This is a genomic window from Micromonospora sp. CPCC 205561, assembly GCF_036906775.1.
In the GTDB taxonomy this organism is placed as follows: Bacteria; Actinomycetota; Actinomycetes; order Mycobacteriales; family Micromonosporaceae; genus Micromonospora.
This window is the reverse complement of record NZ_JBAKHV010000033.1, coordinates 48,210-69,678: the sequence shown is the minus strand read 5'-3', so window position 1 is coordinate 69,678 and position 21,469 is coordinate 48,210. Positions and strand designations below refer to the sequence as shown.

The following is a 21,469-nucleotide window of genomic DNA, read 5'->3' as shown; positions in this document are numbered from 1 at the left end:
CGCGCCGGCCGTCGGCGGGGCCCGCCCGGCCGGCGGCGGCGTCTACGGTGGTGCCCGCCCGGCCGGTGGCGGGGCGGGGGTCTACGGCGGCCGGCCGACCGGCGGCGGTGGACCGGGCGGCCCCGCCGGCGGTCGCCGGGGTGGCGACGCACAGCAGGGTGGCGGACGTCAGGGCGGCGGACGTCAGGGCGGCGGGCGCCAGGGTGGTGGGCGTACCGGCGGGGGCGTCTACGGCGGCGGGGGCCAGCCGGGCGGTGGCGTCTACGGCGGGGGCCGGGCGGAGCCGCCGCGCCGGGGCGGCGAGCCGGAGCCCCGGGGCCAGCGGTCGGCGCGTCGGCGCGACGGCGGCCCCGAGGACGGTCGCGGCTACGGCCAGGTGCCCGGCGGTGGGCGGGATCACCGGGGCGACCGGTACTAGACCGCGAGCGGCCGGCCGGCGCTCGGACGGGCACGCCGTCGGGGTGGGCGTGCGCGGGTGACCGTCGACGACGGCCACCCGGCGGCGTACAAGATCAGATGCGGCGCAGCACCGCGACGACCCGCCCCATGATCGTGGCGTCGTCACCGGGGATCGGGTCGAAGGCCGGGTTCTGCGGCATCAGCCAGACGTGCCCGTCGCGGCGGCGGTAGGTCTTGACGGTCGCCTCGCCGTCGAGCATGGCGGCGACGATGTCGCCGACCTCGGCGGTCGGCTGCTGCCGGACCACGACCCAGTCGCCGTCGCAGATCGCCGCGTCGAGCATCGAGTCGCCCTTGACCTGGAGCATGAAGACCTCGCCCTCGCCCACCAGTTCACGGGGCAGGGGGAAGATGTCCTCGACGGCCTGCTCGGCCAGGATCGGGCCACCGGCCGCGATCCGGCCCAGCATCGGGACGTAGGCCGGGGCGGGGCGCTGCGAGCGGGCCAGCTCGTCGTCGACGTCGGCCGGCGCCCGCACGTCGACCGCGCGCGGCCGGTTGGGGTCGCGGCGCAGGAAGCCCTTCTTCTCCAGCTCCTTGAGCTGGTAGGCGACGCTGGACGGCGAGACCAGGCCGACGGCCTCGCCGATCTCGCGCACGCTCGGCGGGTAGCCGTGCCGCTCCACCCAGGTGCGGATGAACTCCAGGATGCGGCGCTGCCGGGCGGTGAGATCCACCGTCGCGGGGTCGGGGAAGGCACTGACCACCGGGGTGACCGGGCGCACGGCGGGCTGCCCCGTCCGGCTGCGCGCGGCGCCCCGGCGTCGGGTGGCCGGCGGACCCGCCTCGGTGATCTGCTGCGGGTGCTTCGGCCGGCTGGCCCGGTCCTCGGTCACGTCCGTCCTCCCTGGTCGGCGCTGGGTGCCTTGGCGGCTCGTGGTGCGTGCGGTGGTGCGCGGTGGCCGGCGGCGACGGAGTCTTCCGCGCCCGGTCGTTCATGACCGTATAGGTGAGATCGGTCATTTTCAAACATCTGTACGACCTCGCTCGGCGTGTCGGGGTGAAAAAGCGCCCGGCTCGTACGCGTGTTCTGCTAAATGGTACGTCGGGTCGAACGGGTGTTCGACTCCGTCCGTTCGTCGGCCGTTTTCGTCGGCCCGACCGGTAACCCGGGAAGGCCCCGGGCGGTTGGTCCTCCCGGCGGGTGACGACGGCTGGTCACCCCGGCTTCCGGTGACGCGCCGGACACCCCGTTCAACTTGACCTCCGATCCGCAGCGGCCTACGGTCGACCCCTAGATGTAGTAGTCACACGGGCGTAAGTCGCCTACAGGTTGGGTTCGACTACCGACCGCACTCCGGCAGGCTCGGTACGGCGAAGACCGTCGACAGATGGCTCCGCCGCGCTGACGCGTGCCCGGAGAGCGGCCACGGGCGGCCCGCGAGCGATGAAGGAGGTCGGCCGATGCGGTGTCCGTACTGCCGGCACGCCGACTCCCGGGTCGTCGACTCGCGGGAGGCCGACGACGGTCAGCTGATCCGCCGGCGGCGGTCCTGCCCGGAGTGCGGCAAGCGGTTCACCACGGTCGAGGAGGCGGTCCTCGCGGTCGTCAAGCGCAGCGGGGTCACCGAGCCGTTCAGCCGCACGAAGATCATCGGCGGGGTGCGCAAGGCGTGCCAGGGCCGGCCGGTGGACGACGACTCCATCGCGCTGCTCGCGCAGAAGGTCGAGGAGACCGTCCGGGCCAAGGGGGCCGCCGAGATCCCCAGCCACGACGTGGGGCTGGCCATCCTCGGCCCGCTGCGCGACCTGGACGAGGTCGCCTACCTGCGGTTCGCCAGCGTCTACCGGTCGTTCGACTCGCTCGCCGACTTCGAGCGGGAGATCGAGACGCTGCGGGAACGCGCCCGCGAGGGCGCCGGGGCCGACGCGGTCGAGGCCGCCGGCCGTACCAGTTGAAGTTGTTGATGAAGTCGGATCGCGCGGCGGTTGGCCGCGCGGACGAGGGGGCGGATGAGATGTCGGGGGATGGTGTGACAACCAGCAGGGCACGGAACAAGGCCGGCGCGGGGCTCAAGGTCGAGCGGGTCTGGACGACCGAGGGGGTGCACCCCTACGACGAGCTCGCCTGGGAGCGCCGCGACGTCGTGATGACGAACTGGCGGGACGGCTCGGTCAACTTCGAGCAGCGCGGGGTCGAGTTCCCGGAGTCCTGGAGCGTCAACGCGGCGAACATCGTGACCACCAAGTACTTCCGGGGCGCGGTGGGCACCCCGGAGCGGGAGTGGTCGCTGCGGCAGCTGATCGACCGGGTGGTCACCACCTACCGCACCGCCGGTGAGGAGTACGGCTACTTCGCCTCCCCCGCCGACGCCGAGGTCTTCGCCCACGAGCTGACCTGGATGCTGCTGCACCAGGTGTTCAGCTTCAACTCGCCGGTCTGGTTCAACGTCGGTACGCCCTCGCCGCAGCAGGTCAGCGCGTGCTTCATCCTCGCCGTCGACGACTCGATGGACTCCATCCTCGACTGGTACAAGGAGGAGGGGCTGATCTTCAAGGGCGGCTCCGGCTCCGGCGTGAACCTGTCGCGGATCCGCTCCTCCCGCGAACTGCTCTCCTCCGGCGGCAACGCCTCCGGCCCGGTCAGCTTCATGCGCGGCGCGGACGCCTCCGCCGGCACCATCAAGTCCGGCGGCGCCACCCGACGCGCGGCCAAGATGGTCATCCTCGACGTGGACCACCCGGACATCCAGGAGTTCGTGGTCACCAAGGCGCGCGAGGAGGACAAGATCCGCGCCCTGCGCGACGCCGGGTTCGACATGGACCTCGGTGGCGCCGACATCGTCAGCGTGCAGTACCAGAACGCCAACAACTCGGTCCGGGTCTCGGACGAGTTCATGACCGCCGTGGAGAACGGCGGCGGCTTCGACCTGCGCGGCCGGCTCGACGGCGCGGTCATCGAGACCATCGACGCCAAGAACCTGTTCCGCGCCATCTCCAACGCCGCCTGGGAGTGCGCCGACCCCGGCCTGCAGTACGACGACACCATCAACGACTGGCACACCTGCCCCGAGACCGGCCGGATCACCGCGTCGAACCCGTGCTCGGAGTACCTGCACCTGGACAACTCCTCGTGCAACCTGGCCTCGCTGAACCTGATGAAGTTCCTGCGCGCCGACGGCGACTTCGAGGTGGAGAAGTTCGTCCGCTCCGTCGAGCTGGTCATCACCGCGATGGACATCTCGATCTGCTTCGCCGACTTCCCGACCGAGAAGATCGGCGAGACCACCCGCGCCTACCGGCAGCTCGGCATCGGCTACGCCAACCTCGGCGCCCTGCTGATGGCCTCCGGCCTGCCCTACGACTCGGAGCAGGGCCGCTCGGTCGCCGCGTCCATCACCTCGCTGATGACCGGCACCGCGTACCGCCGCTCCGCCGAGCTGGCCGGCGTCGTCGGCGCGTACGACGGCTACGCCCGCAACGCCGAGCCGCACAAGCGGGTCATGCGCAAGCACGCCGCCGCCAACGACGAGATCAAGCCGACGGGCACCGTGGCCACCGCGATCGTCCGTGAGGCGACGAAGCAGTGGACCCAGGGCAACAAGATCGGCGACAAGTTCGGCTGGCGCAACTCCCAGGCCAGCGTGCTCGCGCCGACCGGCACCATCGGCCTGATGATGGACTGCGACACCACCGGCGTCGAGCCGGACCTGGCGCTGGTCAAGTTCAAGAAGCTGGTCGGCGGCGGCTCGATGCAGATCGTCAACCAGACCGTACCGCGCGCCCTGCGCAGCCTCGGCTACCCCGAGGAGCAGGTCGAGGCGATCGTGGAGCACATCGCCGACCACGGCCACGTGGTCGACGCCCCCGGCCTGAAGCCGGAGCACTACCCGGTCTTCGACTGCGCGATGGGGGAGCGGTCCATCGCCCCGATGGGCCACGTGCGGATGATGGCGGCCGTGCAGCCGTTCATCTCCGGCGCCATCTCCAAGACGGTCAACATGCCGGAGCAGGCGACCGTCGAGGACGTCGAGAAGATCTACTTCGAGGGCTGGAAGCTCGGCCTGAAGGCGCTGGCGATCTACCGCGACAACTGCAAGGTCGGTCAGCCGCTCTCGGTCGCCAAGCCGAACAAGGCCGTCGCGCCCACACAGGTCCCGGCCGCCGAGGTGGAGAAGGTCGTAGAGAAGGTCGTCGAGTACCGCCCGGTGCGCAAGCGGCTGCCGAAGAAGCGCCCGTCGCAGACGGTCAGCTTCTCCGTCGGCGGCGCCGAGGGCTACCTCACCGCGTCGTCCTACCCGGACGACGGCCTCGGCGAGGTCTTCCTCAAGATGTCGAAGCAGGGCTCGACCCTGGCCGGCGTGATGGACGCCTTCTCGGTGGCCATCTCCATCGGCCTGCAGTACGGCGTCCCGCTGGAGACGTACGTCAGCAAGTTCACCAACATGCGCTTCGAGCCGGCCGGGATGACCGACGACCCGGACGTGCGGATGGCCGCCTCGGTGATGGACTACATCTTCCGTCGCCTGGCGCTGGACTTCCTGCCGTACGAGCGCCGCGCCGAGCTGGGCATCTTCACCGCCAAGGAGCGGGCCGCCCAGCTCCGGGCCGAGGCGGAGGCGGAGGCGAGCGGTACGGACCTCACCGCGATGGCAGCCTCCGCCCCGGTCGAGGCGCCGACCGAGCCGAAGACCGGGCCGGTCGCCCAGCCGGCGCAGGAGATGGCAGACGTCGCCGCCACCAAGCCGGCGCCGTCCGTCGGCTCCAGCACCGAGCTGCTGGAGGCCGCGATCGGCAAGGCCGCCGACGCGCCGCTCTGCTTCACCTGCGGCACGAAGATGCGCCCGGCCGGTAGCTGCTACGTCTGCGAGGGCTGCGGCTCCACCAGCGGTTGCAGCTGACCCGACGGGTCGACCCCGGGTCTCCCGTGAGTTCCGTCGGCCGCGAGAGCGGTTGACCGACCCGAGTGAGCGACTCGAACGGATGCCTCCCACCCGCTACGGGTGGGAGGCATCCGCGTCGATGCGGTCGGCAAAGAGTGGCGGGTGGGCCCCGCCGGCTGCTCGTTCCGCCGCCGGGGCCGGACCGTCATCATCGGGAGATGAACATCCGCGAGAGCTACGTCGAGTTCGGCCGCCGGGAGGCGCGCGGGGTGTCACCGGCGTACGAGCGACTTTCCCTCGCCGTCTCCCGGGACGACGAACTGCTCGCCCTGCTCGACCCGCTCCCGCCGGGCAGGCGGCAGCCGAACCTGCTCTTCGGCGTCGTCCGCCTGCTCGGCGGCCCGGTGCGCGACCCGGCCGCCTTCCACGACTTCGCGCTGGCCAACTGGCCGGCGATCGAGGCGGAACTGCGCAGCCGGGCCACCCAGACCAACGAGCCCGGGCGGTGTGCCGTACTGCTGCCGGTGCTCGCGGCGTTGCCGCAGCCGCTGGCGCTGCTGGAGGTCGGCGCGTCCGCCGGGCTCTGCCTCTACCCCGACCGGTACGCCTACCGCTACGGCGAGCACGTGCTCGGCGCGGGTGAGCCGGTCCTCGCGTGCGCGGCCACCGGCATGGTCCCGCCGGACCGGCTACCGGAGGTGGTGTGGCGGGCCGGCCTGGACCTGAACCCGCTGCGGGTCACCGATCCGGCGGACGTCGCCTGGCTCGACGCCCTCATCTGGCCGGAGCAGGCACACCGCCGCGCCCGGCTGCGGGCCGCCGCGGCCGTCGCCGCGGCCGATCCGCCGCTGCTGGCGCGCGGCGACCTGGTGGACGACCTGTCCGCGCTGGCCGCGCGGGCACCGGCCGGCGCGACGCTGGTGGTGTTCCACACCTCCGTGCTCTACCAGGTGCCGGCACCGCGCCGGGAGGCGTTCGCCCAGGTCGTACGCGGTCTGCCCGGCCACTGGATCGCCAACGAGTCCCCGGACGTGCTGCCCCTCCACGCGCTTGCGCAGCCGCCGGACGACACGCTGCACAACGTGCTCGCGCTGGACGGACGGCCGCTGGCCTGGACCCGCCCGCACGGCCAGGCGATGACCTGGTTCGGCTGACCCGGCGGGCTGCCGTGCCGTACATCCGGCCCGGCAGCCCGCGTACGTAGGTCAGTGCTGCTTCTGCTGGCAGGGCACGCAGAAGCGGGCGTGCGGCAGCACCTCCAGGCGTTCCCGGGGAATCGCGTCGGAGCACCGCTCGCAGGTGCCGTAGCGGCCCTCTGCGAGGCGGCGCAGCGCCCCGCTGATCTGGTCGATGCTCTGCCGGGTGGCGGCGATCAGCGCGCTCTGGGTGTGCGCCTCGCCCGGGTCGCCGGTGTCGGCCGTGAGCTGCGTCAGCCGTACGGTCTGCGCCTCGAAGTCGTTGGTCAGTGCCGTACGCAGGTCGTCGAGCCACTTCCGCTCGTCGGACCGGGTGGGCGTGGTCATGGCGTAGCTCCCTCGGAAAAAGAAAAAGGGCCGAAGCTGGATAGCTTCGCCCTGGTGGCCGTTCGCAAGAGTTGCAACCGGTCCACGGAGGGCTACGTCCGGCGGGGACGGGGTTCGGCAGTCGGCAGGGGACCGAGCCGGCGCACGACGGCGCGACCGCGGATCGCACCACCCGGGTCGCCACGGTCACGCCCAGGGCGCCCCGGCGGGCAGCAGCGGACGCCGCCGTCACCACGACGGCGGTGCTCTTCTGCTGACCGGTCGGACACATGCAGCCACCATAGGCCCGGTGCACCGGAAAGCCAACGTGCTTCCTCGCGCACGGGATCGGCCCCGACGCCGGACGCCCCGGCACGGGTCGGATCCGCTCCCGCCCGGCAGCCCGACCCCGTGGCACCGGCCGGCCGGGGCGCCGGGAACTCCCGCGCTCGCCCTGCTGCTGGCGCGCTCACCGCCCGCGGCCCCGGGCGGGGGCCGGCGGTCGCGTCTCTAGACTGCGCCGGTGACCGGAGAGCGACGACCGCTGGCGGACCGGCCGCTGACCGAGCCGCACCCGTCCCGGCTGCCGCCCGGGCATCCGGACCGGGAGCGGATCCTGGCCGCGCACGCCGCCGCGCTGGCCGCGGGCGAGGCCGGCTATCCCGACCCGGGCAGTGGGCTCTTCGTGCTCAGCGCGGGCTTCCTGGCCCGCCGCGGCACCTGCTGCGGCCGCGGCTGCCGGCACTGCCCGTACGTCGACGACTGACACTCGCCCGAGCCGGCCGAGGGCTACCGCGCGACCGGGTCGCGTCGTACGGTTTCCGGCGGGCGTTTCGGGCGTCGGACGGCGGAGGAGTGATCGTGCGCGGGCGGATGGTGGGTGCCGGGGTGGCCGTGCTGCTGGTGGCGGGCTGCGGCGCGGAGCCCGAACCGGTGGCGGTGCCGCCTGCCGCGCCGGTCGTGGTCGACCCGGTGGCGGCCTCCTCGGGCGGGGCGTGCCGGCTGCTGGACTTCGGCGTGGTCGAGCAGCACGCCGGGTTCCGGTTCGACGTCGCGGCGGCCAGCGCGACGGGCGACAGTCACACCTGCGTGCTGCGGGCGGGGCGGGAGACGCTGCCGGAGCTGACGCTGACCGTCACCGAGGCGTCGATCGACCGGGCGACCTTCACCGCGGACGTGGTGCCGGAGAGGGCCGGGCGGGTGACCGGGCTGGGGCAGCAGGCGTACCGGCGGACCACCTCGGCCAAGGGCGCCCTCGGGCCGGTCGTCGAGGTGGGCTGGCTGGCCGCCGAGGGCAGCCTGGCCACCCTGCGTTACGCCACCGCGCGCGACACGGCGAGGGCCGACGCCGAGAAGCTCACGGACGCGCTGGTCACCCTGGCCCGAAAACTCGACACCCGAGCCCTCTGACCGACCCCACCCGCGCCCCGCCCCGCCCCGCGCCCTGCCCCCCAGTGCGTCGATCTTGCACTTTCAGCCCGTACAGCGCCCGTGTCGCACCCCATGTCCGGGCGCAAAGTGCAAGATCGGCGCCCCGTGGGGTGGGGGGTGGGGGGGTGGGGGGTCAGTGGGCGGCTACGAAGACGCGGGAGGCGACCTCGCGGGGGAGCCGGATGCGATCGCCGGAGCGGTCGATCGACACCCCGTCGCGCTCCTGCGCCACCGTCACGGTCGCGCCCGGGTCGACGCCGGCCGCGTGCAGCTGCCGGAGCACGTCCGCGTCGGTCTGCACGCTCTCGCAGATCCGGCGGACCACGACCGTCCCCGACAGCCCGGGGAACGCCAGGTTGCGTTCGCCCTCCATCGGGGCGGTGGTCGCCTGCTCCGGGGTGCCCAGCTGCTCCAGCCCGGGGATCGGGTTGCCGTAGGGCGAGCGGGTCGGCCGGTTGAGCAGGTCGTAGACGCGCTTCTCGACGGCGTCGCTCATCACGTGCTCCCAGCGGCAGGCCTCCTCGTGGGCCTCCTCGTAGGGCATCCCGATGACGTTCACCAGCAGCAGCTCGGCGAGCCGGTGCTTGCGCATCACGGAGACCGCGTTGCTGCGACCGTGCGGGGTCAGCGCCAGGTGCCGGTCACCCTCGACGGTGAGCAGGCCGTCGCGCTCCATCCGGGCGACTGTCTGGCTGACGGTGGGCCCGCTCTGCCCGAGCCGCTCGGCGATGCGGGCGCGCAGCGGCGGCACGCCCTCCTCCTCCAGCTCGAGGATGGTCTTGAGGTACATCTCGGTCGTGTCGACCAGATCATGCTTCACGTCAGTGGCCTCCGGCCCACGATGCTACCTCGGCGTTCACCGAACGACGCACGGCGAACCGCCAGCTCCGTGCCCGGGTGGTGTTGACTGGACGCCATGTCCGTCACCGAGGAGCTGCTGATCGAGGCCGACCGGCTCGCCGTCGAACTCGGCCACGCCGACCCGCCCACGCTGCTCGACGTCCGCTGGCGGCTCGCCGGTCCACCCGGCCGCGACGACTACGCCGCCGGCCACCTGCCCGGCGCGGTCTTCGTCGACCTGGACACGGCGCTCTGCGGGCCGCCCGGCCCGGCCGGCCGCCACCCGCTGCCCGACCCCGGCGCGCTGCGGGCCGCGCTGCGGGCCGCCGGCGTGCGCGCCGGTCGTCCCGTGGTGGTGTACGACGGCGGCGACGGCATGGCCGCCGCCCGCGCCTGGTGGACGCTGCGCTGGGCGGGCCACCGGCCGGTGCGGCTGCTGCACGGCGGCTTCCCGGCGTGGCAGGAGGCCGGGCTGCCCACCAGCACGGCGGTGCCGACCCCGGCGCCGGGGGACGTCGAGGTGCGCCCCGGCGCGCTGCCGGTGCTCGACGCCGCCGCGGCCGCCCGGCTGGCCGCGGCGGACGACGGCGTCCTGCTCGACGTGCGCGCCGCGCCGCGCTACCGGGGCGAGACCGAGCCGATCGACCCGGTCGCCGGCCACGTCCCCGGCGCGGTGAACCTGCCCGCGCCCGGGTACGTCGCCGAGGGCCGGTTCCCCGCCGCCGACGCCCTGCGCGCGCGGTTCGCCGCCGTAGGGGTGGGCGACGACCGTCCGGTCGGCGCGTACTGCGGGTCGGGGGTGACCGCCGCGCAGGCCGTGTTCGCGCTGCACCTGGCCGGCCGCCCGGACGCGGCGCTCTACGTCGGCTCGTGGAGCGAGTGGGTCGCCGACCCGGCCCGCCCGGTGGCCACCGGCCCGACGCCGGGCGGCTGAGCGGCGCGGGGCGACACCCGCGGTCCGGCCGCGCGTGCGCCGGGAGGCCCGGGTCCTCGTGCGACGATGAGGCCATGTCCGAGGACACGGTGGTGGTGTGGGACGAATCCCTGCTCGACTACGACATGGGTGAGCATCCCCTCGACCCGGTACGGGTGGAGCTGACCTTCGCGCTCGCCCGCGAGCTGGGCGTCCTGGCGCGTCCCGGGGTGCGGCTGGTCAAGCCGGAGCCGGCCGACGACGCGCTGTTGAGCCGGGTGCACGACCGACGCTACCTCGACGCCGTGCGGGTGGCCCCCCGCGACCCCCTCTTCGCCGGCTTCGGGCTGGGCACCTCGGACAATCCCGTCTTCGAGGGGATGCACGAGTCCAGCGCGCTGGTCGCCGGGGCCACGGTGGCGGCGGCCGAGGCGGTCTGGCGGGGCGAGGCCCGGCGGGCGGTCAACGTGGCCGGCGGCCTGCACCACGCCATGCCGGCGCGCGCCTCCGGGTTCTGCGTCTACAACGACCCGGCGGTGGCCATCGCCCGCCTGCTCGACCTGGGCGCCGAGCGGGTCGCGTACGTGGACGTGGACGTGCACCACGGCGACGGGGTGCAGCAGGTCTTCTGGTCGGACCCGCGGGTGCTCACGGTCAGCGTGCACGAGACGCCGCTGGCGCTCTTCCCGGGCACCGGCTTCCCCGACGAGACCGGCGGGCCGGGCGCCGAGGGCAGCGCGGTCAACCTTCCGCTGCCGCCGGGGGTGGACGACGCCGGCTGGCAGCGCGCCTTCCACGCGGTCGTGCCGTCGGTGCTGCGCGCGTTCCGGCCGCAGGTGCTGGTGACCCAGTGCGGCGCTGACGGGCACCGGCTGGACCCGCTCGCCGACCTGAACCTCTCCGTGGACGGGCAGCGCGCCACCTACCTTGCCCTGCGGGCGCTCGCCGACGAGCTCTGCGAGGGCCGCTGGGTGGCCACCGGCGGCGGCGGGTACGCGCTGGTCGAGGTCGTGCCCCGGGCCTGGACGCACCTGCTCGCGGTGGCCGCCGGGGAGCCGATCGACCCGGCGACGCCGACCCCGCCCGCCTGGCGGGAGCTGGCCGCCGCCCGCCTGCCCGGCCGGCAGGTCCCGCTGCGGATGACCGACGACGTCGACCCGGCGTACGAGCCGTGGCAGCCGACCGGCGAGCCGAACGCGGTGGACCGGGCGATCGCGGCGGCCCGCAAGACCGCCTTCCCGCTGTTCGGGCTCGACCCGCACGACCCGCGCGACTGACCAGGTGCCGGGAGGGACCGCACAGGTGACCACGGTGGACCAGCCGGTGGACGTGCTGCTCAGCGACGGCACCACCGTGCAGCTGCGCCCGATCCGCCCGTCGGACGGGCCGGGCGTCGTGGCGATGCACTCGCGCTTCTCGGAGCGGACCCGCTACCTGCGCTACTTCTCGCCGTACCCGCGCATTCCCGAGCGTGACCTGCGGCGCTTCGTCAACGTCGACCACCGCGACCGGGAGGCGTTCGTGGTGCTGGTCGGCGACCGGATCGTCGCCGTCGGCCGCTACGAGCGGCTGGGCCCGCAGGCCCCCGAGGCCGAGGTGGCGTTCGTGGTCGAGGACGCCTACCAGGGCCGGGGCATCGGCTCGGTGCTGCTGGAGCACCTGGCCGACGCGGCCCGCCGCAACGACATCGCCAACTTCGTGGCGGAGGTGCTGCCGGCCAACGGAGCGATGCTGCGGGTCTTCTCCGACTTCGGCTACCAGGTGCAGCGGCAGTTCGCCGACGGCGTGGTGCATCTGACCTTCCCGATCGCGCCCACCGACGCGACGCTGGAGGTGCAGCGCGGCCGGGAGCACCGCACCGAGGCCCGCTCGATCGCCCGGCTGCTCGCCCCGCGCGGCGTCGCCGTCTACGGCGCGAGCGCCACCGGGCAGGGCGTCGGCGCGGCGGTGCTCGGGCACCTGCGCGACGGCGGCTACCCCGGCCCGGTGGTGCCGGTCCACCCGAGCGCGACGACGGTGGCGGGGCTGCGGGCGTACCCCTCGGCGGCCGACGCGGGCGTGCCGGTCGACGTGGCCGTGGTGGCGGTGCCGCCGGAGGCGGCGCGGGAGGTGGTGGCCGACGCGGCCGCCGCGGGCGCGCACGGCCTGGTGGTCATCTCGGCGGGCTTCGCCGAGGCGGGCGGCGAGGGCGCCGCCGCGCAGCGCGTGCTGGTCCGCGCGGCGCACGCGGCGGGCATGCGCGTGGTCGGCCCGAACTGCCTGGGGGTGGCCAACACCGACCCGGCCGTACGCCTCAACGCCACCCTGGCCCCGCGCCTGCCGGTGCCCGGCCGGGTCGGCATCTTCAGCCAGTCCGGCGCGTTCGGGGTGGCGCTGCTCGCCGAGGCCGACCGGCGCGGGCTGGGCCTGTCCAGCTTCGTCTCGGCCGGCAACCGGGCCGACGTCTCCGGCAACGACCTGCTCCAGTACTGGCAGGACGACCCCGGCACCGACGTGATCATGTTGTACCTGGAGACCTTCGGCAACCCGCGCAAGTTCGCCCGGCTGGCCCGCCGGATCGGCAGGGACAAGCCCGTCGTGGCGCTCGCCTCGCCGGCCCGCCCACCGGGCGTGGGCGACTCCGCCGGGCCGGACGAGGTGGCCGTGGGCGCGCTCTTCGCGCACTCCGGGGTGATCCGGGTGGACACCGTCGCCGAGCTGCTCGACGTCGGCGTGCTGCTGGCCCACCAGCCGCTGCCGGCCGGCCCCCGGGTCGGCGTGGTCGGCAACTCCTCGGCGCTGACCGGGCTGGCGGCCACCGCCTGCGCCGCGCAGGGGCTCACCGTCGCCCGCGGCTATCCGCGCGACGTCGGCCCGCGCGCCGGGGCGGCCGAGTTCGCCGCCGCGCTCGCCGAGGCGGGCGCCGACGAGGAGGTGGACGCGCTGGTGGTGGTGTTCGCCCCGCCGCTGCCCGGCCAGCTCGCCGACACCGAGGCGGACTTCACGGCCGCGCTGCCGAGCGCCTCCGCCGCCGGCAAGCCGGCCGTGGCGACGTTCCTGGTCGGCCGGGTCCCCGCCGGGGTGCCCGCCTATCCGAGCGTGGAGGAGGCGGTCCGCGCCCTGGCCCGGGTCGCCGCGTACGCCGACTGGCTGCGCCGCCCCGCCGGGGTGCCGCCGGAGCTGCCCGGGGTCGACCAGGAGGCGGCGCACGCCGCCCTGCGCCCGGAGGCCCTCGACCCGGCGGGGCTGCTCGCCGCGTACGGGATCGAGGTGGTCGAGTCGGTGCCGACGGACTCCGCCGCGCTGGCCGCCGACGCCGCGGCCCGGCTGGGTTTCCCGGTGGCCCTCAAGGCCGCCGCCCCCGGCCTGCGGCACCGGCTCGACCTCGGCGCGGTCCGCCTCGACCTGCCCGACGCGGCGGCGGTGCACCGCGCGTACGCGGAGATGTCGGCGGTCTTCGGCGCGGAGGTCCTGGTGCAGCCGATGGTCCCGCCCGGCGTGGCCTGCGTGGTGGAGCTGGTGGAGGACCCGGCGTTCGGCCCGGTGGTCGGGTTCGGGCTCGGCGGGGTCGCCACGGAGCTGCTCGGCGACCGGGCCTGGCGCGCGGTGCCGCTGACCGACCTGGACGCCGCCGAGCTGGTCGACGAGCCGCGGGCGGCGCCGCTGCTGCGCGGGCACCGGGGCGCGGCGCCGGTGGACCGCGCGGCGCTGGCGGACCTGCTGCTGCGCGTGGGCCGGCTCGCCGACGAGCAGCCCCGGGTCCGCGCGTTGACCCTCAACCCGGTGCTCGCCCGCCCGGACGGCGTCTCGGTGCTGCACGCCGCCGTCCGGGTCGGCTCCGCCGTGGCCCGCCCCGACACCGGGCCCCGCCGGCTGTAGCGCCCCGACCCCCGCGATGGAGGAGGCGGCCCCGACGGGCTTCGCGGGAGGCGGCCCCGACGGGCTTCGCGGGAGGCGGCCCCGACGGGCTTCGCGGGAGGCGGCCCCCGGTCAGGCCCGGTCGGAGATCTGCTGCACGGCCCAGGCGTTGCCGTCGGGGTCGGCGAAGTGGACGAAGCCGACATTGTCCAGCGGCTCCGGCACCGGGCGGGGATTCTCGCCGAGCACCTGGATCTCGCTGACCTCGACGCCGCGCTCGACTAGCTCCGCCCGCGCCCGGCGCAGATCGGGCACGACCAGCTGGAGGCCCTTGAGTGAGCCGGGCGGCATGTGCGGTACCACGCCCTTGCCGATCACGATCGAGCAGCCGGAGCCGGGCGGGGTCAGCTGCACGATCCGCGCGTCGTCGTTGATCACGGTGTCGTGGTCCACCACGAAGCCGAGCCGCTCGGCGTAGAACGACTTGGCGCGGTCCACGTCGGAGACCGGCACGATCACCACTTCCAGGGTCCAGTTCACACCTGTTCGTAGCCCGCCGAGCGGCCCGGGTCAAGGGCCACGCCCGGACGTACGCGGGGCCCCGGCGAACCGCCGGGGCCCCGCGTGGCTCACCAGGAGATCAGCAGGCGTACGCCTCCAGGCGCTGCGCCCGCTCCGGGTCGCGCAGCTTCAGCAGCGTCACCTTCTCGATCTGCCGGATCCGCTCGCGGGACAGGCCGAACTCCCGGCCGACCTCGTCGAGGGTGCGCTGCCGGCCGTCGTCGAGGCCGAACCGGAGCCGGATCACCGCCTGCTCCCGCTGGGAGAGGGTGGCCAGCACGATGCTCACCTCGTTGCGCAGTTCGCCCTGCGCGGCGGCGTCACCCGGCTCGGCGCTCGGGTCGACCGCGGCGACGAAGTCGCCGAGCGCGCTCTCGCCGTCCTCGCCGACGGCCTGGTCCAGGCTCACCGGCTCCCGGTCGTACGAGATCAGCTCGATCACCTGGAACTCCGGGACGTCCATGGCCCGGGCGACCTCGGCGACGGTGGGTTCGCGGCCCAGCGAGACGGAGAGCTCGCGGCGGGCCCGCACCATGCGGTTGACCTGCTCGACCATGTGCACCGGGATGCGGATGGTGCGGGCCTGGTCGGCCATCGCCCGGGTGATCGCCTGCCGGATCCACCAGGTGGCGTACGTGGAGAACTTGTAGCCCTTGGCGTAGTCGAACTTCTCGACCGCGCGGATCAGGCCGAGGTTGCCCTCCTGGATCAGGTCGAGGAAGGCCATGCCGCGGCCGGTGTAGCGCTTGGCGATGCTCACGACCAGGCGCAGGTTCGCCTCCAGCAGGTGGTCCTTCGCGGCCCGGCCCTGCGCGACGATCAGCTTCAGGTCGGCCCGCAGCTCCGCCGAGACGGGCGTGCAGGTCGCCAGCTTCTCCTCGGCGAAGAGCCCGGCCTCGATGCGCTTGGCCAGGTCGACCTCCTGTGCGGCGGTCAGCAGCTTCGTCCGGCCGATCCCGTTCAGGTATGCCCGGACCAGATCCGTGGAGACGCCGCGCTCGTCGGTGGCGTCGAGGTCGGTCAGGGTGTCGGTGGCGCTCGCGGCCTCGGTGGTGCCGGCCGGGCGCGTCCGGTGCTCCGTCATCTGCAGGGCCATCTCAAATTCTCCCCGTGTCCACGTCTGTGCCGTTGGATCCGGCCCAGTGGTGCCGGTGTGACACACAGCTTGGCGGGCGGGGCGTGAAACGGGAGTGAGGCGATCGGGGACCCGACACGAAAACCCTTGCGTGCCTGCGCACGGTGGGTGGCTCGTCGCCGAGCGCTCCTTGCCGGATGCGGTTACCGTGCCAGCGGTCGGCCAGCGGGGTCGGCGTCCGCCGGCGAGGTCGGCGTACGGACAGGTTGTGGAGGGTCTCGTGGTCTTCAAGCGGCTCATGCAGGCGATGGGCGTGGGTGGCCCGTCGGTGGAAACCGTGCTGACGAATCCGAACTGCCGCCCCGGCGGTCAGTTGGAGGGCGTCATCCACGTCGCCGGCGGCGACCACCCCGTCGACGTCTCCTACGTTGCCCTCGGGCTGGTCACCCGGGTCGAGGTGGAGAGCGGCGACAACGACTACGAGACCACGCAGGAGTTCCACCGGCAGGCCGCCACCGGCGCGTTCCGGCTGGAGCCGGGGCGGCGCCACGACGTCCCGTTCCGCTTCGCCGTGCCGTGGGAGACGCCGCTGACCGACCTGTACGGGCAGCACCTGCACGGGATGACGATGGGCCTGCGTACGGAGCTGGAGGTGGCCCGCGCCGTGGACAAGGGCGACCTGGACGCGGTGGCGGTGCACCCGCTGCCGTCCCAGCAGCGCCTGCTGGAGGCCTTCCTGCGGCTGGGCTTCCGGTTCGCCCGGGCCGACGTGGAGCGGGGCCACATCCACGGCGTGCGGCAGAGCCTCCCCTTCTACCAGGAGATCGAGTTCTACCCGGCACCCCAGTACGCCGGGGCGATCAACCAGCTGGAGGTCACCTTCGTCACCGACCCCCAGCAGATCCAGGTGGTGCTGGAGCTCGACAAGCGCGGCGGGCTCCTCACCCAGGGCCGGGACGCCTTCGGCCGCTTCACCGTCGACCACGCCACCGCCGAGCGCACCGACTTCGCCGCCCAGCTCGACGGCTGGATCCGCCAGTCGCTCCAGCGCCGCGGCCTCTTCCACTGACGCAACGCGGACCCGTGACGCCGGCCGGGACGCGCGGCGGGCGGGCCGACGGCGGCGCCGTCACGCCCAGCCGTGGCGCGCGGCGTGCCAGCCGAGCTGCATCCGGGTCTCGACCCCGGCGAGGTCCATCAGGTGACGCAGGCGCCGCTGGAGGGTCCGCAGCGACAGGTCGAGCTGGGCGGCGACCACCGGGTCGGTGAGCCCGGCCAGCAGCAGCGCCAGGATCTTCCGGTCCAGCGCGGTGGGGCCCTCGGCCGGGTGGGCGGCGTCGTCCTCGGCGTGGTCGGTCAGCGCCGCCGAGCCGAGCGGGTGGGCGTGCCGCCACACGATCTCGAAGAGCGCGTCCATCGCCGCGAGCAGTCCGGTGCGGTGCAGCAGCACCGCACCGGGCTCGCCGCCGGGCGTGCCGGTCAACGGCACCAGGGCCAGCTCCGCGTCGGCCAGGATCAGCTTGATCGGCAACCGGTCGACCACCCGCACCTGGACGCCGCCGCGCAGCGACTCCAGCGTCTCGGCGACCACCCCGGGCTCGGCCAGCGTCGGCCGGTCGATCACGACCCGGAAGCGCACCCCCTGGCCGGCCACCGTCGACTCCACCGCGCTGCTTCCCGGCGGTACGGCGATGAACGGGGTGGTGACGAAGGTGCGTACCTCGTTCCGGGCGGCGTGCTGCACCTGGGCGAACCGGTGCCGGACGGCGTCGACGCCGCTGACCACCTCGATCAGCTCGTCGATCGCCCGCCCCGCGGCCGACGAGCGGTACTCCTCGGCGAGCGTGACCAGCGCGAGTTCCGCGCTGCGCAGGGCACCCCGCTGCTCGCTGATCAGCGCCCCGAGCGCGACCGCGGGCGGCGCCACCGAGAACTGCCCGTCCGGGCCGTCCTTGACGAGGCCGAACGCCGTGAGCCGGGACAACGCCGCGTCGACCGTCGCGGCGGGCATCCGCAGCGCGTCGACCAGCTCGGCCCGGTCGGCCTGGGCCCGCCGGACCAGCAGGCCGTAGACCGTCTCGTCCTCCGGTCCCAGTCCCAGCGCGCCCAGCATCGGTGGCTGCCTCCCCCTGCCCGTCGCGGCAGGCAGAGTATGGGACACCGCCACCGGCCCTGACCAGCCCGGAAGGCCGTTCCCGCCGTCGGGGAGGGCCCCGGGACAGGCGTCGTCCCGGGGCCCCGCCAACCAGTTCACCGCAGGCCGTACGCCCGGATGAGTTCCTGCCGGATGCCGAAGCCGGCGTCCGTGGTGGCGCTGGCGCGCACCGACACGAACCCGCCCGGCTGCTCCGGCAGCCTGAGCGAACCGTTCCAGTGGCCGCCCGCGCCCCGGCTCAGCGTCACCTTCCGCCAGGTGGCGCCGTCGTCGTACGAGACGTCCAGGGTGACCGCGGTGACCCGACCGGTGCCGGTGCCGCCCGGCTGCGGCCCGGCCTTGACGCTGATCCGCTGGCTGGTGCCCGCCCTGAGGTCGCCGCGCAGGTCGGTCTCCAGCGCGTAGTCGAGCTGGAGCAGCGCGAACGGCACGAAGGTGTCGGCGTCGTTCGAGCCGGAGACGAAGTCCCACTCGGTGTGCGTGCGGGTGGAGAGCCGCCACCGCTCGGCCGGCCGCGAGGCGTCCAGCACCAGGCGGTACGGCAGCGTGCCGGCGGGCACCGGGGTCCACTGGAGGTCGGCGCTCCACTCGTTCTCGTCCACCAGCCTGCCGCCCTGGTAGAGCTTGAGGCTGGTCGGCACCGAGCCCCACTCCAGGTTGCCGCCGTGCTCCAGCACGTCGTCCGACGGGCTCCAGGCCTGCACGTTCAGGGTGAGGTAGTCCCGGTAGCGGCTGTTGCGCACGCCGAACGCCCGGCTGAAGGCCGGCCGGACGGCCGGCGCGAACCAGTCCAGCCGGGTCGTGGTGCCCCTGGCGTACGTGTTGAGGTAGGCCGTGTCGGTCCAGCCGCCCTGGTCGTGCACCTCGTGCCAGACCACGTCCGGCGTGACCCACTCGGTGCGGGTGCCCGGGTGCGACTCGCTCTCCTGGAAGCCGAACGAGGGACTGAAGATCATGTCGTACCGGTATCCGGCGCCGGGGGCGTCCACGGCCGCGTGGTAGCGCGCGTCGATCCGCCCCAGGTCCCGCTGCCGGGGGTGGTAGACGAGCGGCCGGTCCGGCACCTGTCCGGGCCAGACCCGGGCCAGGTCGTAGACGTAGCCGGCGTACGGCGCCCGGGTGACGGTCAGCTTGCGCGCCCCGGCCCGGGCCGCGCGGATCAGCTGCTCCCCGGCGTCGCGGTGCACGGTGGCGACCGGGACGGGGGACTCGCCGACGTACTCGTTGAGGATGCCGGCGCCGTCGTGGACGACCAGCAGCAGCTTCGCCCCGGCGGCGGCCGCGGCGGCGGCGCGCTCCGGTGGGCTCACCGCGTCGCTGCGGGTCACCACCACGGCCCGGCCGCGGACGTCGAGGCGGGCGTACTCGCCGGGGGCGCCGGTGCCGGCGTGGACCAGGCGGAGCGAATCCGTGCCGGCGGTGACCGTGCTGCCCGGCTGGACGGTGGCGTCGACCGAGGGCTGGCCGGGCACGCGCAGGCTCAGCATCGGCTCGCCCTTGCGCCAGCGGGCCGCCATGGTGAACGAGCCCTTGCGGACCGGCTCGGTCGGCAGGAGGTACAGGTCGTCGTAGCGCACCGGCAGCTGGTACGCCGCCCGGAAGTCGTTGCCCTCGTCGTAGCCGACCGTGTAGTCGAGCCGGCGCTGCCGGTCCTCGGTCCGCTGCGGCGTGGCGGTGTCGAGCAGGCGCGCCCGTCGCGCGTCCAGCGTCACCTCGGCGGCGCCGTCGAGCACGGTCTCCGGGTCCACCAGCAGGGCGAACCCCAGGCGGTCGGAGCGCTCGCCGGGCACGTCCAGCGCCGCCTCCACCGTGTAGTTGCCCGGCGGTAGCCGCAGCGTCCGCGCGCCGTCGACGGGGTACTGCGAAGGGGTGAGGTCGCCGGCCCTGTTCACCAGGACCACCGCGCTGGCGGGCCTGCCGTCCCGGCCGACGAGCTTGATCGTCAGGTCGTGCCGCTCGGGCTCCTTGAGCAGGCCCAGGGCGGTGCGGGTGACCGCCGCCCCGGTGGCGGTGTCGGTACCGACCAGGTAGCCGGTCAGCTCGCCGTGGGCGGCGCCGCGCGGGTCGCCGGTCACCGCGACGTCGGCGCTGCCGCCCGCCGGCACCGTCACCGAGGAGGCGGCCAGCGCGAACGGGCCGCCAACGGTCAGGGCGAGGCCGAGGGTCACGGGCGCGGTGCCGGAGTTGGTGAAGGTCACCGACCGGGTCACCGGTGCGTCGGTCGGCTCGTGCGGCCAGTCGAAGTTGCCGAAGAACGCCGAGCCGGTGGCCCGTACGGTGCCACGCACCGCCGCCGCCACGTCCAGCCGGCCGGTGCCCACCTGGTAGGGGCGGTATTCGTCGCCGAGCCCCTTGGCGCTGCTCATCAGCGCGTCCTTGAGCTGCTGCCCCGACCAGTCGGGGTGCCGCTGGGCGAGGATCGCGGCGGCCCCGGAGACGTGCGGCGTTGCCATCGAGGTGCCGTCCATGCTCTGGTACGCGCCCTCGCCGGCGGCCTGCTGCGAGCGGGCCGCGGTGATCCCGACACCGGGCGCCGTGAGGTCCGGCTTGAGCGCGCCGGTACGCGCCAGCGGGCCGGTGCTGGAGAAGGGCGCCAGCGCGTCCTGCTTGTCGACCGCGCCGACGGTCAGCGCGCTCGCCGCGGTGCCGGGCGACCCGATGGTCTGCGGGCCGGCGTTGCCGGAGGCGACGACGAAGAGCGTGCCGTGCCGCGCGGAGAGCGCGTCCAGGGCGGTCGTCATCGGGTCGGTGCCGTCGGTCAGCGAGCCGTCGCCCAGGCTCATGCTGACCACGTCCGCCCCGGACTCGGCCGCCCACTGCATGCCGGCGATGATCCAGGAGTTCAGGCCCTGCCCGGCGTTGTTGAGCACCTTGCCGACGATCAGGTCCGCGCCCGGGGCGACGCCCCGGTGCTCGCCGCCGGAGGCCGCGCCGGTGCCGGCGATCGTCGAGGCGACGTGGGTGCCGTGCCCGTGGACGTCGGAGGTGTCCTCGTCCGGCACGAAGCTGACCTTGTCGTCGATCCGGCCGGCCAGGTCGGGGTGGCCGGGGTCGACCCCGGTGTCGAGCACCGCGACGGTCACCCCGCTGCCGTCGTATCCGGCGGCCCACGCGGCGGGCGCGCCGACCTGGGGGACGCTCTCCTTCAGCGCCGCCCTGACCCGACCGTCGAGCCAGAGCCTGGCCACCCCGCCGCCGAGGTTCCGCGCCGGTGCGGTGGCCGTGGCGGGCGCGACGGCGGACCAGAAGGTGCGGGCCTGCTTCTTCTCGGTGCTCAGCGCCGCGCCCCCGATGCCCGGCAGGTCGCGGACCAGCTTCGCGCCGCGCGGGGCCGCCGGCTTCGCCGAGCGGGCCTTCGCCGGCGTGTACGACGCGATCAGTGGCAGCGTCGCGCTCCGCGCGTCGTCGTAGCCCATCTCGACGAGGTCGGTCACATTGAACAGGCGCCTGTCGAGCTTGTGGCCGTTCAACAGCGGCAGGGCCTCGTCGGGCAGGACGTACAGGTCGCCGCCGTGCTGCCGGACCCGTACGCCGCCGGTGGCGCCGTCGGGACGGTCGACGTCGGCGGTGGACCGGCCGTCGGCGAAGGTGGTCACCGTGACCACGTCGCCGGTGACCAGGGTGACGGTGTGGGTGTCCCGGACGGCCGCGGGGGCGTCCGGGGACGGCCGGGCCGCCGTCGCCGGCGTCTGGATCGCGGCGAGGCCGGCGGCGACCAGTCCGGTCGCCGCCACGGCGGCGGTGAGCCGCCGTCTCGCGCGGCCCCAGGTGAAGGGCTGTGAGGGGGATGACATGCGACGGTTCTACCGTCGCCGTTCCGCCCTCGGGAACAGTTGACGTCGGCGGGGTTGCGCCACGGCGTGACTCCGCCAC

Annotated in this window: 16 protein-coding genes and 1 pseudogene; 9 read left to right on the top strand and 8 right to left on the bottom strand. The window is 74.5% G+C overall.

Annotated features, from left to right (window positions below; translation table 11 throughout):
• Window positions 1-400: pseudogene (locus tag V6V16_RS18280) on the bottom strand (hypothetical protein); the annotation flags it as partial.
• A gap of 112 nt (window positions 401-512) precedes the next feature.
• Complete coding sequence (gene lexA, locus V6V16_RS18275) at window positions 513-1,295, bottom strand: transcriptional repressor LexA (RefSeq protein ID WP_334563596.1); 783 nt, start codon at window positions 1,293-1,295, stop codon at window positions 513-515.
• 568 nt (window positions 1,296-1,863) lie between these two features.
• On the opposite strand from lexA, the gene nrdR reads away from it, so the two are divergent.
• The 3 genes from nrdR to V6V16_RS18260 all read left to right on the top strand — a co-directional run bounded on the left by nrdR (window position 1,864) and on the right by V6V16_RS18260 (window position 6,436).
• Window positions 1,864-2,358: a transcriptional regulator NrdR gene (gene nrdR, locus V6V16_RS18270; protein ID WP_334563594.1), complete on the top strand. Its 495-nt coding sequence runs from the start codon at window positions 1,864-1,866 to the stop codon at window positions 2,356-2,358.
• A gap of 59 nt (window positions 2,359-2,417) precedes the next feature.
• Window positions 2,418-5,300: a vitamin B12-dependent ribonucleotide reductase gene (locus tag V6V16_RS18265; RefSeq protein WP_334563592.1), complete on the top strand. Its 2,883-nt coding sequence runs from the start codon at window positions 2,418-2,420 to the stop codon at window positions 5,298-5,300.
• 200 nt (window positions 5,301-5,500) lie between these two features.
• Complete coding sequence (locus V6V16_RS18260; protein WP_334563590.1) at window positions 5,501-6,436, top strand: DUF2332 domain-containing protein; 936 nt, start codon at window positions 5,501-5,503, stop codon at window positions 6,434-6,436.
• Between the two features lie 51 nt (window positions 6,437-6,487).
• Here the strand turns inward: V6V16_RS18260 and V6V16_RS18255 are convergent, their stop codons facing one another.
• Window positions 6,488-6,805, bottom strand: a complete 318-nt coding sequence (locus V6V16_RS18255; RefSeq protein WP_334563589.1) for a TraR/DksA family transcriptional regulator — start codon at window positions 6,803-6,805, stop codon at window positions 6,488-6,490.
• Between the two features lie 502 nt (window positions 6,806-7,307).
• Between V6V16_RS18255 and V6V16_RS18250 the strand changes: the two genes are divergently transcribed.
• Window positions 7,308-7,550 (top strand): DUF5522 domain-containing protein, encoded by a 243-nt coding sequence (locus V6V16_RS18250; RefSeq protein ID WP_334563587.1) that lies wholly within the window; start codon window positions 7,308-7,310, stop codon window positions 7,548-7,550.
• 95 nt (window positions 7,551-7,645) lie between these two features.
• Window positions 7,646-8,194, top strand: a complete 549-nt coding sequence (locus V6V16_RS18245; RefSeq protein ID WP_334563585.1) for a hypothetical protein — start codon at window positions 7,646-7,648, stop codon at window positions 8,192-8,194.
• A gap of 154 nt (window positions 8,195-8,348) precedes the next feature.
• Here the strand turns inward: V6V16_RS18245 and V6V16_RS18240 are convergent, their stop codons facing one another.
• Window positions 8,349-9,035: a metal-dependent transcriptional regulator gene (locus V6V16_RS18240; RefSeq protein ID WP_334563584.1), complete on the bottom strand. Its 687-nt coding sequence runs from the start codon at window positions 9,033-9,035 to the stop codon at window positions 8,349-8,351.
• Between the two features lie 96 nt (window positions 9,036-9,131).
• On the opposite strand from V6V16_RS18240, the gene V6V16_RS18235 reads away from it, so the two are divergent.
• The 3 genes from V6V16_RS18235 (at window position 9,132) to V6V16_RS18225 (ending at window position 13,826) form a co-directional block, all read left to right on the top strand.
• Window positions 9,132-9,989: a sulfurtransferase gene (locus V6V16_RS18235; protein WP_334563581.1), complete on the top strand. Its 858-nt coding sequence runs from the start codon at window positions 9,132-9,134 to the stop codon at window positions 9,987-9,989.
• A 74-nt stretch (window positions 9,990-10,063) separates the two neighbouring features.
• Entirely contained in the window at window positions 10,064-11,245 is a 1,182-nt protein-coding gene (locus tag V6V16_RS18230; protein ID WP_334563580.1) for an acetoin utilization protein AcuC, read from the top strand.
• Window positions 11,246-11,270: 25 nt separating this feature from the next.
• Window positions 11,271-13,826 carry a bifunctional acetate--CoA ligase family protein/GNAT family N-acetyltransferase gene (locus V6V16_RS18225; RefSeq protein WP_334563579.1) on the top strand — a complete coding sequence of 852 codons (2,556 nt, stop codon included), beginning with the start codon at window positions 11,271-11,273 and terminating at the stop codon, window positions 13,824-13,826.
• 111 nt (window positions 13,827-13,937) lie between these two features.
• On the opposite strand, the gene V6V16_RS18220 is transcribed toward V6V16_RS18225, so the two are convergent.
• Window positions 13,938-14,345 carry a VOC family protein gene (locus V6V16_RS18220; protein ID WP_334563578.1) on the bottom strand — a complete coding sequence of 136 codons (408 nt, stop codon included), beginning with the start codon at window positions 14,343-14,345 and terminating at the stop codon, window positions 13,938-13,940.
• Window positions 14,346-14,445: 100 nt separating this feature from the next.
• Window positions 14,446-15,462 (bottom strand): RNA polymerase sigma factor SigB, encoded by a 1,017-nt coding sequence (gene sigB / locus V6V16_RS18215; RefSeq protein ID WP_442934105.1) that lies wholly within the window; start codon window positions 15,460-15,462, stop codon window positions 14,446-14,448.
• A gap of 259 nt (window positions 15,463-15,721) precedes the next feature.
• Here sigB and V6V16_RS18210 point away from each other — a divergent pair, with 259 nt between their 5' ends.
• Window positions 15,722-16,510, top strand: coding sequence for a sporulation protein (locus V6V16_RS18210; protein WP_334563605.1), 789 nt, complete (start codon window positions 15,722-15,724; stop codon window positions 16,508-16,510).
• Window positions 16,511-16,570: 60 nt separating this feature from the next.
• Here the strand turns inward: V6V16_RS18210 and V6V16_RS18205 are convergent, their stop codons facing one another.
• Window positions 16,571-17,554 (bottom strand): TrmB family transcriptional regulator, encoded by a 984-nt coding sequence (locus tag V6V16_RS18205; RefSeq protein WP_334563576.1) that lies wholly within the window; start codon window positions 17,552-17,554, stop codon window positions 16,571-16,573.
• A 137-nt stretch (window positions 17,555-17,691) separates the two neighbouring features.
• Window positions 17,692-21,390 carry a S8 family serine peptidase gene (locus V6V16_RS18200; RefSeq protein WP_334563574.1) on the bottom strand — a complete coding sequence of 1,233 codons (3,699 nt, stop codon included), beginning with the start codon at window positions 21,388-21,390 and terminating at the stop codon, window positions 17,692-17,694.
• Window positions 21,391-21,469 lie beyond the last annotated feature (79 nt).